This is a genomic window from Paenibacillus tepidiphilus (assembly GCF_008635795.1).
Classification (GTDB): Bacteria; Bacillota; Bacilli; order Paenibacillales; family Paenibacillaceae; genus Paenibacillus_AQ; species Paenibacillus_AQ tepidiphilus.
Genome location: NZ_VWRQ01000002.1, coordinates 462,367 through 474,682, shown reverse-complemented (window position 1 = coordinate 474,682; position 12,316 = coordinate 462,367). Strand labels below are relative to the sequence as shown.

Annotated in this window: 8 protein-coding genes, 6 tRNA genes and 2 rRNA genes; all 16 read left to right on the top strand. The window is 42.8% G+C overall.

The genetic code is table 11. From position 1 onward, the window contains the following. Positions 1 to 141 (top strand): 23S ribosomal RNA (locus F1379_RS04210); the annotation flags it as partial. Positions 142 to 348: 207 nt separating this feature from the next. Beyond that, positions 349 to 465 (top strand): 5S ribosomal RNA (gene rrf / locus F1379_RS04205). Positions 466 to 1,062: 597 nt separating this feature from the next. Further along, positions 1,063 to 1,134, top strand: a tRNA-Glu gene (locus tag F1379_RS04200). A 70-nt stretch (positions 1,135 to 1,204) separates the two neighbouring features. Further along, positions 1,205 to 1,280, top strand: a tRNA-Val gene (locus tag F1379_RS04195). Between the two features lie 29 nt (positions 1,281 to 1,309). Beyond that, a tRNA-Met gene (locus F1379_RS04190) sits at positions 1,310 to 1,383 on the top strand. Positions 1,384 to 1,417: 34 nt separating this feature from the next. Next, a tRNA-Asp gene (locus F1379_RS04185) sits at positions 1,418 to 1,494 on the top strand. A gap of 34 nt (positions 1,495 to 1,528) precedes the next feature. After that, a tRNA-Gly gene (locus tag F1379_RS04180) sits at positions 1,529 to 1,603 on the top strand. 6 nt (positions 1,604 to 1,609) lie between these two features. Further along, positions 1,610 to 1,686 (top strand) — tRNA-Arg (locus F1379_RS04175). 565 nt (positions 1,687 to 2,251) lie between these two features. Then, positions 2,252 to 2,701: a hypothetical protein gene (locus F1379_RS04170; RefSeq protein WP_150266635.1), complete on the top strand. Its 450-nt coding sequence runs from the start codon at positions 2,252 to 2,254 to the stop codon at positions 2,699 to 2,701. Between the two features lie 49 nt (positions 2,702 to 2,750). Next, complete coding sequence (locus tag F1379_RS04165) at positions 2,751 to 4,916, top strand: anthranilate synthase component I (protein WP_150266633.1); 2,166 nt, start codon at positions 2,751 to 2,753, stop codon at positions 4,914 to 4,916. 287 nt (positions 4,917 to 5,203) lie between these two features. Next, positions 5,204 to 6,595, top strand: coding sequence for an MATE family efflux transporter (locus F1379_RS04160; RefSeq protein WP_162551071.1), 1,392 nt, complete (start codon positions 5,204 to 5,206; stop codon positions 6,593 to 6,595). Between the two features lie 60 nt (positions 6,596 to 6,655). Then, a complete protein-coding gene (locus F1379_RS04155; RefSeq protein ID WP_150266629.1) occupies positions 6,656 to 7,273 on the top strand; it encodes a type 2 periplasmic-binding domain-containing protein in 618 nt (205 codons plus the stop codon). A 2-nt stretch (positions 7,274 to 7,275) separates the two neighbouring features. Continuing rightward, complete coding sequence (locus F1379_RS04150; RefSeq protein ID WP_150266627.1) at positions 7,276 to 7,872, top strand: cupin domain-containing protein; 597 nt, start codon at positions 7,276 to 7,278, stop codon at positions 7,870 to 7,872. After that, positions 7,873 to 9,507 carry a B12-binding domain-containing radical SAM protein gene (locus F1379_RS04145; protein WP_150266625.1) on the top strand — a complete coding sequence of 545 codons (1,635 nt, stop codon included), beginning with the start codon at positions 7,873 to 7,875 and terminating at the stop codon, positions 9,505 to 9,507. It abuts the gene before it with no gap. A 68-nt stretch (positions 9,508 to 9,575) separates the two neighbouring features. Further along, positions 9,576 to 10,892, top strand: coding sequence for a radical SAM family heme chaperone HemW (gene hemW, locus F1379_RS04140; RefSeq protein WP_150266623.1), 1,317 nt, complete (start codon positions 9,576 to 9,578; stop codon positions 10,890 to 10,892). A 25-nt stretch (positions 10,893 to 10,917) separates the two neighbouring features. After that, positions 10,918 to 12,315, top strand: a complete 1,398-nt coding sequence (locus F1379_RS04135; protein ID WP_150266620.1) for a phenylacetate--CoA ligase family protein — start codon at positions 10,918 to 10,920, stop codon at positions 12,313 to 12,315. Position 12,316: the final 1 nt, after the last annotated feature.

Sequence of the window (12,316 nt, the reverse complement as noted above, 5' to 3'; positions counted from 1 at the left end):
GCATCTAAGCGTGAAGCCCCCCTCAAGATGAGATTTCCCAGTATGTAAGACCCCTTGAAGACGACGAGGTAGATAGGTTGGAGGTGGAAGTGCAGTAATGCATGGAGCTGACCAATACTAATCGGTCGAGGGCTTATCCAAAAACTACCCCAAAAAGTGAAGAAGAGGCTGATGAAGCGGATTCCGAATACTTTCCGGGGGCCCCGAAGAGATGAAGGGCAAACACAAATTCGTTTCGATCCAGTTTTCAGGCGATTGAGGCCTGCAACACCTTAAGCTGCATGTCCTTTTGAAGGACTGATATTTTCTCGCAGCGATTTCGAGGAGCGTAAGCTTCGAAAAATCATGTTTGGTGGCGATGGCGGAGGGGTTCCACGCGTACCCATCCCGAACACGACCGTTAAGCCCTCCAGCGCCGATGGTACTTGGACCGAAGGGTCCTGGGAGAGTAGGACGCCGCCAAGCACTGAAGACCACTGCTGATTAGTCAGCGGTGGTTTTTTGTTTTACGTTAAGAAGGAATATGAGTATAGGAGGTTGCTGCAGTATGATCATATGGATCAATGAAGCTTTTGGGTCAGGCAAAACATCGGCTGCACTAGAACTGCACCGGGCTGCTTGAATTAGCCGGGAATTATCCCGGGGTGGTAATTGTGCTTATGGCGATTACGGATCCGGGATTATTATTATGACATCCTTGGCAGATTACAGGAGCAGAAAGTGACTGTTCAATCCACATTACCCTCTACGTGCCCCGGGAGACGTTTCTGGCACGATTAATCGGGCGATGGGAAGAGGTGGACTCCTGGCCGGCCAGACAGATTGGCAGATGTCTGGCTGGCTTTGAGCATCTGCTGTTCTTCCTGCGCCTGTATAGAGAAGGAATGATATCCCTCAAGTGGCCCAGTCGATTGCAGAAATGCTAAACCAGCATGTATTGCCGGATGCCGCCTTAGACACCTGAAAATATTTATGAAAAACTACTGAAAAGAGCAATTAAACTATTGCATTATAATCTTATAGTTGATATAATCTTATTTGTTGCTAAAAGATATTACATACGGCCCGTTGGTCAAGGGGTTAAGACACCTCCCTTTCACGGAGGTAACATGGGTTCGAATCCCATACGGGTCATTGATTTTTTTGAAAAAATACTTGCTTTTTGAATAAAATCATGTTATGATAATTAAGTTGCTTCTTCGATGGAGGCTTAGCTCAGCTGGGAGAGCATCTGCCTTACAAGCAGAGGGTCGGGGGTTCGAACCCCTCAGCCTCCACCAGCAGAACTCAATAGCAATACTTTTACTGACGCGGGGTGGAGCAGCCCGGTAGCTCGTCGGGCTCATAACCCGAAGGCCGCAGGTTCAAATCCTGCCCCCGCAATTATCTCCATTTGCTGGAGAGAGCTTTAAATCGCGGAACCGTGGTGTAGAGGCCTAACATGCCTGCCTGTCACGCAGGAGACCGCGGGTTCGAATCCCGTCGGTTCCGCCATTCATTTATTAGTTTGCTTCACCAGTTACCTATTGCGGACGTGGCTCAGCGGTAGAGCATCGCCTTGCCAAGGCGAGGGTCGCGGGTTCGATTCCCGTCGTCCGCTCCATAATTTGCGCCCTTAGCTCAGCTGGATAGAGCGTTTGACTACGAATCAAAAGGTCGGGAGTTCGAATCTCTCAGGGCGCGCCATTTTATACATGTTAATGAAGTGTCCATGAGGTGCGGCTAACGCATTGCTTGGGCGTTTTTTATTTTATAGCTTTATATTGCTTTGCATAGATATTGTGGTGGCGTTACAGAATGGCAGACGCGCTGCATTCAAATAAAACTAACAAAGAAATCGCCTGTTTTGGTAAATGGAGGTACCACCTGACCATTCCCAAATAGGGCGATTTTTTTGTATATTCAAATTTCTGCAAACAAGCGTCATTACCGAAGTACAGGTTGCCAAGTTCAAGGAACGATGATCGAAAACAGCGGGTGACCGGAGAATTGTCGTGAGGCTCGACCCTTTTTCTTATTTGTGCATCGCCATTGTGCCTACATTATTATTTTAGCTTGATCACAGAAAAGCGGAGAGCAGAAAGATACAAAATGCCTTGACGCTGAGATTTCGATATGAGATTATATTACAAAAAAATAAAAAAAATCTAAAAATATATTATTAAAAATATATTCATAATACTTCTATAGAGAATGGTGTTCCTTAATATAAGTCAGGATTTTTTATAATGTTTATTATGGGGGCAAAGGTATGGAGAATACTATAAAGATTCAGGATATGATCCTTGGATTGTTTAAGGGAATCGATCTGGAGAATCACTTTAGTGTGGATGCACAAGTCACCTATAGAGTAAGCCAAAAGGACAATGTCTTTTTTCAGAAGAAGTTGGGACTGAATACAATTAAGCAACAGATCGCCTCTGTAAAGGTTGTATATGATTTGTTGTTTAAAAGTTACTCGACGCACCTATTGCAGATCATTGAAAAACATAACATGGTCGTTGCTGAGTGGTGCCTGGATGCGGTTACAATCGAAGATGAAGACATTGGCATTCACATCTTATCCTTATTTGAAGTGAATGACGAACATAAGATCGTCAAGGAGGTACAGTACTGGGAAGACAGCGACATGATAAGTCGGCTAATACATAAATTAAAATTGGCGAATAGGGTAGAGGAGGGCTTGAAGAAAATGGGCTAATGCTCCAAGAAATATATGATAACAATAAATTATTGAGGGAGCTAATCCGATGAATATTTCATCTCAATTTTCATTCATGCCATATGTAAGTGAACAAACGACCCAGGGAGATATTATTGTGACTTGTTCAGCTGAGAAGCTTAATCTGGAAAACGCGCTGGATGATATATTGAACAATATCAATCATCAAAGAGGAGCGATATTTTCCAGCAGCTACGAGTATCCCGACCGGTACTCCAGATGGGATGTCGGTTTTGTTAATCCATGTATTGAAATCAAAGCCTACAGTAAACATTTTCAGATTAACGCTCTGAATGAACGTGGGCAAGTATTGTTGATAAGTATATATAATAAGTTAAATCTGTTTAACGAAATCCAATTGCAAGATTGCTCAGAGTCCAGCATAAATGGGCAAATTATCGAGAGTGATAATGTCTTTTCTGAAGAAAAACGCAGCAAGCAACCAACTGTCTTTACTATGATTCGGGCGATTAACGAGTTATTATACTTGCCGGGAGAAAATATTCTTGGCTTATATGGAGCATTTGGATATGATCTTATATTTCAGTTTGAACCGATTGAGTTCAACCATCTTCGGGATGATGCTCAGCCAGATATGGTATTGTATTTGCCTGACAGTTATGTGGTTGTTGATCACCAATTGGCCATTGCCTACAATGTTTCATATGAATTTCGTGCCGAAGGGAAGGATACAGCTGGTTTGGAACGAAGCGGGCCCTGGATGAATTATGAACCGGAGACAGATAATTATGAGATGAAGGAACATAAATACGGAGATTATGCAAAAATAGTTAAAGAAGCGCTGAAATCTTTCAAGAAAGGGGATCTCTTTGAGGTCGTAGCCTCCCAAACAATATATAAACATTGCAGTTTAAAGCCTTCAGAGATATTTCAAAGACTGAAGAAAATTAATCCTAGCCCTTACGGCTTTATTATTAACATGGGCAGCGAGTTTCTAGTCGGAGCCTCTCCTGAAATGTTCGTCAGAGTTGAGGGCGACAGGGTTGAAACTTGCCCGATTTCAGGTACGATAAAGCGCGGGAAAAATGCAATTGAGGATGCAGAACAAATAAGATTATTGCTCGATTCACGGAAAGAAGAATCGGAACTGACGATGTGCACGGATGTCGACAGAAATGATAAATCAAGAATTTGCATCCCTGGCTCGGTCAGGGTGATCAGCAGAAGACAACTGGAGATCTATTCACGATTAATTCATACTGTGGACCATGTTGAAGGTACATTGGACCAAGGATATGATGCCCTTGATGCATTTTTAACTCATATGTGGTCTGTTACAGTTACCGGAGCGCCGAAGAAAGCGGCCATAAAGTGGTTGGAAACTCACGAGAGCTCTACGAGAAAATGGTACGGCGGTGCTGTAGGGTTCATGACTTTTGACGGGAATCTCAACACAGGACTCACACTGAGGACTATTAATCTCAAGAATGGCCTTGCCGAAATAAAGGTGGGAGCTACTTTATTGTACGACTCCAATCCTGAGGATGAGGAGAACGAAACATATATTAAGGCATCTGCCCTCCTAAGTTCGATTGATACTGGATTTCATATTGAGGATAATCATGATATAGAACCGAGTAGGGTGGGCCAAGGAAAGAGAATTCTTTTTGTCGATCATGAGGATTCATTTGTCCTAACCTTAGCTAATTATTTCAAACAAACGGGTGCGGAGGTCAGTGTTTTCAGGGCTCCTTATGCAAGACAAATGCTAAGTGAGGGGAAGGAGCATTATGATTTAGTCGTGCTATCCCCGGGACCAGGCCAGCCTGCAGACTTTCAACTGAATGAAACGATCAAAATTTGTATAGCCAAGAGGATACCAACTTTTGGGGTATGTTTAGGGTTGCAGGGAATCGTAGAGTATTTTGGCGGTGTACTTGATGAATTAACCTATCCCCAGCATGGCAAATCCTCCATTGTAAAGACAAGCGGTCACAGTAAATTGTGGGTGGGGCTCCAATCTGAATTCACAGTGGGAAGGTACCATTCCCTCTATGCCCTGGAAGTCCCTGAAGAACTATGCATTACAGCGGTTTCTGAAGATGGCGTTGTTATGGCTATAGAACATGTTGATTTACCGATCGTTGCTGTTCAATTTCATCCAGAGTCTATTATGACGCTTAAAGATGATGTTGGGCTAAGAATCATCGAAAATATGATTTCTTATCTTTAGACATGTGAAGCAATTTATATAATCGAGAAACAGCGCTTTTCGGGTTGCTCCGAGGAGCGCTGTTTGTTGTGCGTCGGCAGATAGATGAGGAATATCCGCATTGAAGGTAAAATATGTATGTACAAACGAAAGTGAGAAATATTAGAAAAAGTGTATTTATTCACAAAAAGTATACAAATGAGTATTTCAAAAAAACGGAAATATAGTAATATAATATATTAAGAAATATTGAATAAAAAGTAAAAATTATTAATATTTATAACATGAACTTGAGAGGGGGGTGCCGGATGAGCGAAAAGGCCGGAATGGATTTAACAGTAGGGAGCGTGCCAAAGAAGTTGATTATGTTCTCCATACCAGTACTTTTGTCAAATTTCTTGTTCACTGGCTACAGCATCATCAATATGGTATGGGTTGGAAATATACTGGGTGATGACGCAGTAGGAGCGATTGCAGTGAGTTATCCGGTAGTTTTGCTGCTTATCGCGGTTGCCCAGGGCTTAACGATCGGTGCGTCCATTCTGGTCGCACATTATTATGGGGCTAAAGACAACGGGGCTATAGAGAAGATAGTATTTAACTCCTTTATAATTACAGTATCCCTTATGGTTATTCTGACAGCAGGCAGTCTTCTTTTGTCGGATACAATTCTATCCATGATGGGGACTCCTAGCATTATTTTCAGGATGGCATCTGAATATTTATTCATTAGCATTATCAGTTTCATTTTTACATATCTTTATTTTTTGTTCAGTTCAATCCTCAGAGGAATTGGAGTCACATGGACGCCCTTAGTCATCCTTGCCATTTCAACGGGATTAAATGCGATTTTAGATCCACTGCTGATTATTGGCATTGGCCCGTTCCCGCGCCTAGGACTTAACGGAGCGGCATTAGCTGACCTGATCGCCCAAGGTGTGGTATTCACAGTGGGGTATATATACATATTGAGAAACTATCCGCTTGTCCGAATCAGGTTCGGCAATGGAAAACTGAGCCGAAAAATGATGGCCAGCTTAATAAAGATCGGAATTCCAATTGTCGTGCAGCAAACCCTCGTTTCGCTGGGTTCAGTATTCGTTACATCGTTCGTGAATGGCTTCGGAAATGTTGCGATATCGGCCTTCGGAGCTGGCAGTAAGATCGATTCAATGGTCTCGCTGTTAACACTGGCGGTCTCCATGTCAGTAAACTCATTTACAAGCCAGAATATCGGTGCCCAGAAGCTGGACCGGGTAAAAGAAGCTTTTAAATACGGTATGATCATCAATGTTGCTGCTGTTTCGCTTATCGTCGCAGGATCACTGTTGATCCCTCAGCAAATGATATCCATCTTTGTGAGCGACAAGGAAGTCCTTGATATAGGCAGCATCTATCTCAGGATATCCGGCTTAGGATACCTGCTATTGGCAGTTGCCTTTGTATCAAATGGAATTATTAATGGTGCCGGGAAAACAATGGTGACGATGATGATCTCCGTGTTTTCGCTATGGTGCGTCCGTATTCCTTTAGCCTGGGGACTTTCAAGAACAAGGATGGAATTGAAGGGAATCTGGATCGCTATCGTAATCAGCCTGGCTGTGACAACCATTATTAGTTTATTGTATTATTCTTCAGGAAAATGGACGAAATCCTTAGCTACCAAAGAACTTCCCTCCAAAGAGGTGTCTGTTCCCTGAATGACAGCATGAGTTTAGCTTAGTTGAGATGAGTTGTTTTTGAGATGAGGAGGAGAATAGGTGAAAGGAATTGCGGAAAGCTTATTTTTGGATGAAGAAGAATTACGGGGGTTCATTTACAGAACAAAGACCGTCAGGCTTGGAACCATGGGTCCTGAGCAAACCTCAAGCGCACAAGTGGCACAATTTTTGTCAGGCATCATCAAGGAGAACTATGCTTGCGATTCAATCCAGTTGAGCCTGGAGAATAATTTTGATCGAGTGCTGGAAAGTTTGCATGGCAATCGAACCAACCTCATATTGGTGCCGAACGCGTATGAGAAAATTAAGGACATCTATTGGAACGGGCAGATCCGCTTTCTATCCGTATTTCTTAAGGCAACTACCGATTATGGAATTGCTGGGAATACTGCGAACTGTCTGTCTGAGAAGCGCCGTTTCCAAATTGCAAGTTGCTCTGCAGTAGATACATTGGTGGATCAATTATTGCCTGGAATCGAATATGAAATCATTGATGTGTATTCTACAGCAGCGGCAGCCGAATGTGTAAAGAACAATAAAGCCGATTTAGCTATTACAAATGTGAAATCGGCAGCGGCATATGAGCTGAGCTTCTGCTCACCCATATTTCACGCTAAGATTCCATGGTCATTATTCACTTTAGCGGAGGGTAATTGAGCATGAGAGTTAATAATTTTATTAAATGGGATAGCGGAATAATACAGAATAGTTCTTTTCACCGCAACTTGACCCTCATCGTTTCTTACATTCCTCCTTTGACAAATCTAAGCCCCCACAATCACATAGAGCCACAGATGGGGATTTGCCTCTCCAACGAATTTATGTTCAGCGCAAATCATACACAGAGAAATCTTCATCCGGATGATGCCTACATTATTGGTTCCAATGTTCAACATTCAGCAGTCAATACATCCCACAAAGGCGCCTATGGGGTTGATATCAAGTTTTACGATGAGTGTATAGGAGATCATGAGCCTCTTTATCTGAAATTGGACGCTGGATACGAGAATCAATATATAAAGATAACAAAAGTATTCGGTGACGATCTTAAATACAGCATAGCAGAACTCGCTCATTATCATTATTTAATCGCCGGAGTGGGTACTGCAGATGATGCGGATTACGATATCGATCACGGCTATCAAATGTTCAATATCCAGGATAATCCTAACATAGTCTCATATGCCCTCTCCGGACAAGCTGCACTTTTGATCCAAGTGAAGGAAGATGTGTTTCATACGGGAGGAGGCTTATAAATGGATAAGGAAAACTTCAAAATTTCACTGATTGCGACAACACAAGTGAATTTAGGAATTAAGGCCATCTCAGGAGCGCTGCTTGCCGACGGATTTCTGCCAGATGTTCTTTTTCTGGATATTGTCGATAAGTACTATCCGCAGAGGATCATTGACCAAGTCATGGAGGTTGTACGCCAGTCTTCAATTATAGGAATTTCTACGGTCGAAATTGGTTTTGAAAGAGCGAAGCAATTAATTAGTGTGATAAAAACCGAATCTCCTGAGACAGTAGTATTAATCGGAGGGATTTATGCGATACTCAACCCCGACAATTGTATTGAAGTTGCGGATATTGTTTGCATCGGCGAAGGTGAGCAGACGGTAGTCGATCTGGCGAATAAGTTAGCAGACGGGGACGACTATTCACAGATTCCGAACCTATGGATCCGTCATGCTGACGGGAGTATTCAAAGAAATGATAGAGCTGCTCTGGTTCACGACTTGGATGCTTTACCGTATTCCGACCATTTTTCGCAAACCAGGCATTACTACATCAATGAATTAGAATTGAAAACCTCCGATCAATTAATACAGCCGGAGCGGGCCACACTTAAGTATTCATACAATTTTTATATCATGCTGTCACGGGGCTGCCATCTTGCTTGCTCCTATTGCAGCGCTCCTGCGCTAAAGAGCGCCTTGAAGGGGACAGGACGCTTTCTGCGGCATCGTTCCATAGCCAGCGCGATGGATGAGCTTCAGCATGTGATTCGGACAGTTCCCAGGATTGATTTCATATACTTCTTCGATGATGATTTTTGCCTGAGGAGCGAGGAGGATATAGAGGCGTTTTCCCGTGAGTACAAAGAGAAAATCAATATCCCCTTTTTTTGTTATGGCACACCCAAGACGGTGACATATACGAAGATAAAAAATTTGCTGAGCGCCGGTCTGGATAAATTTGTGTTTGGAATACAAAGCGGAAGCGACCGGATTTTGAAAGAGGTCTATAACCGGCGCGAGTTTCAAGAGCATGTATTTAAGGCTGCGGACAGCTTATCCCGAGCAATCGATGATCATTACCGGGAGACGGGGAACCGGTTAATCCCGACATTCGACATTATATACAATAATCCATGGGAGCAGAAAGAAGACCTGATCGCATCCATTGAGGCGGTAATGAGGCTACATGATTATTTTAAGGAATTTATTCTGTTTACGATGCCTTTAAACATTTTTAGATCTACCCCTTTATATGCTAAGGCAATAAGAGACGGCGTAATAACGGAGCAGACTAGTGATTCGGAACGTAAGGTAGACATCAGTTATCAGCAAGCAGTAGAGAACTTGAGGAGAGATTCCAAGCATCTATATTTGAATTCGATTATGTATCTAATGAGGTATGACCATACCGAACAAAAAGCAGGCTTTCTGCCGGTAAACTTTGTGCGGAATTGGCTTATGAGCTCCAAAAATATCGAAAGGGCCGAAAAGTGGGACAGTAACCGGGCGTTTAGAGGCCTGATAATATTCGTCCTGTACATTCTGCCTACCAGGGACCGGAAATTCTTCCTGAAGCTCAGGTTCAAAAATGTGCTTGCTTCGCATGAATCCAATAAAAAAGTCAGGAGTATCCAAGTCAATGACCGATGAGGGCAAGAAGCAGAAGGATGTTCCGCAGGAAAAGTCCAAAGTGATAACTCAGATAGGGGATTATTGAAATGAAGAAGATAAACTTTGATTGGGACAGAAGTAAGCAGTATTTTTTTCTTTACCCGCCTATGGCTTTGCTCGAACCATTACATCCGGATGTTCTGTTCAGAAAGGAACTGGCATTATACTTTCATGTTCCGTTTTGTGAAAAGAAATGTACGTACTGCTATTATGTTTCGCTACCCAAAAACCAGCAGAAGGATGAGATCGTCCAACGATATTTCGAAGCATTGAAATCGGAATTTCGGATGTATATTAAATTATTGAAGCATATGAAAGTCGTGATTAAATCTATATACTTCGGGGGAGGTACACCCACGCTGGTGGCTCCCAAATACTTGATCGAATTAATTGATATGGTGTACGACAACTTTGAAGTTTCCGAAGAAATCGAGATAACGACCGATAGCTGTCCCAGCACGCTTAGCGAAGAAAACATCGGCCGGCTGAAAGAGAACAAGGTTAACCGGGTGTGCATGGGCGTTCAAACCTTTAATGATGATATATTGAAGAGAATCAACAGAAGCCACACTGCCGAGCTTGCTGTTGAAAAGCTGGGATTGCTTAAGAAAATGGGGATACAAGAACGGATTATTGATATCATGTATGGTTTGCCTAATCAGAGCCTGGATCAGTTCCATAAAGATATTCAAGTCATTAAAGAAATGGAGCCGGAAGGCGTTTCCTTTTACAAACTGAGCATTAGGCCGAGTACAGAGATGTATCATAGCTTAAATCAAAGGGATGACCGGTATCCTTCCAATGAAGATATTTCTGAATTTATTGATACCCTTATCCGCGAAATGCGCTCAGCCGCCTACAAGCATGTTGCATCGCCCTCCTTCTCTAAACAGCCGTATGATTTCAAGCACCAGCATCATTGCTGGAGCGGCGGAGAGTATATCGGGATGGGGGTCTCCTCCTTTTCGTATTTCAACAATTTCACGTATACAAATGTGCGCTCCATCTCTAAATATCTCAAATGCATTGAAGAAGGGACTTTTCCGCTAGATGTGGGTAAGGAACTAAGCTCAATTGAGCGGCTACATCGCGATGTATCCTTCCAGGTGAAGCTGTTGGAAATTGAAAGAGTCAAATTGTCGCAGAAGCATGGTATCAATGTCAGTGAATATTTCCAAGACGAATTCGGATTCTTGCTTGCCAATAATTTGGCTTGTGAAAAACCGGAACGCAATGAATTGTATGTTACGGATCACGGCGTAGAATACAATGACAGCATTTCACGAATTTTTTACAGCAGCAGCATTAATGATCAACTGGATCGGATAAACACTGCAGATAATCTGAAAAGAAATTTGATTTAATAAATCCGAGCATGGAGGCTACCAAATGACGATAATGAATGTACATGGAGATTTTGAAAAAGATTATCTTGAACTGTTAAATGATTTCCATAACCACAAGCTGGATGCCGGTGATCTGAATGCTTACCGTGAGGAAATGCTTCATGAAGTTTTTAAATATGTAAAAGTACACTCTGAATATTATGGCACAAAATTTAAAGATATTGATGAAGCCGAATTTGCCTTGAACGGACTCTCTTCACTGCCGTTTACGACCAAAGCTGACCTGCGTGAGGCAGAGACAGGGATTCTGAGCGGGAAGTTAAAGGATTCAGGATATTATTATGAAACAACCGGAACAACAGGGAAAGCGACGCTGTGCTTAAGAAATAAAAATGATATTATCCGGATCAATAACAGCATTATGGAAGGCGTAAAGCCTTTATTGCAGAAGGTCTCGGCATTGTCACAAAAGGCTATTGGAATTATGGGGCCGACCGAGCTGCATTCCACCGGCGATACCATTGGAAAAATCTTTTTGGATATGGATTACTGCATTTTTAAAATATGGCCTTACTCCCCCGTGGTCGGATTCAAGAAAACGCTGCAGCTGCTCAGAGACCATCAGATTGAAGTCCTCCTTGGGACACCAGGCGTTGTTCAGACGTTATATAAAGCCAGTATCAAATACGGTTACGCAATCAGTGATTTCAACATTAAGGTTATCCTGTTAATAGGAGAAATGTGTACAGCAGAAATGCAGCGCAATATCGGAAATATCTGGAGTGCGGATGTTTATAATTTTCTTTACGGCTCGCAGGAAGTGGGTCATGCTGCAGTGCTGGCTCCAGACAGGAAGTTCTACACGCTTCCGTTCAACTATATGTATGAGATCGTTGAAGTCGAAGGCGACCGGTTACTAAGCAGTGGGGAGAGCGGCGAACTAGTGCTTACTATGATACAGCCGAATTCTGCCAAACCGTTAATTCGCTACCGCACCGGCGATGTAGCTATACTGCATGCGCATGTTCACAATCATCTAGGTTGCTCACAGCAAATTGAATTTAAGGGGCGAATCAAAGACCTCATTACGATTGAGAACAAAACCTATTATCCCGAAGATATAGAGAATATAATTATGAGACACTTCAACACATGCATCGGGTACCAGATAACCATTGATCATGAGAATGGCACAGATCGTGTAGCAATCGATTTGGAGTTTGCCAGCCCTGTAAACAGCAGCGAGCTTAATCATTTACAGCAGGAATGGATTCATACCATAGGCGGAAAATGCCAGATTTATGCCGTTGATGAGCTGGAAGCGATCGCTAATCTAGGGGCGCTGGTCAGCTGGAAATCAGCACGGATTACCGATAAACGGTGTGCAGAAGACAGCGAAAAGACGGTTGCGCGCACGTTAGCGGCAAATCGGGGGTATTGAT

Coding starts and splice junctions, on each gene's coding strand:
- F1379_RS04170 (WP_150266635.1), top strand. CDS start 2,252: ATGGAGAATACTATAAAGATTCAGGATATGATCCTTGGATTGTTTAAG.
- F1379_RS04165 (WP_150266633.1), top strand. CDS start 2,751: ATGAATATTTCATCTCAATTTTCATTCATGCCATATGTAAGTGAACAA.
- F1379_RS04160 (WP_162551071.1), top strand. CDS start 5,204: ATGAGCGAAAAGGCCGGAATGGATTTAACAGTAGGGAGCGTGCCAAAG.
- F1379_RS04150 (WP_150266627.1), top strand. CDS start 7,276: ATGAGAGTTAATAATTTTATTAAATGGGATAGCGGAATAATACAGAAT.
- F1379_RS04145 (WP_150266625.1), top strand. CDS start 7,873: ATGGATAAGGAAAACTTCAAAATTTCACTGATTGCGACAACACAAGTG.
- hemW (WP_150266623.1), top strand. CDS start 9,576: ATGAAGAAGATAAACTTTGATTGGGACAGAAGTAAGCAGTATTTTTTT.
- F1379_RS04135 (WP_150266620.1), top strand. CDS start 10,918: ATGACGATAATGAATGTACATGGAGATTTTGAAAAAGATTATCTTGAA.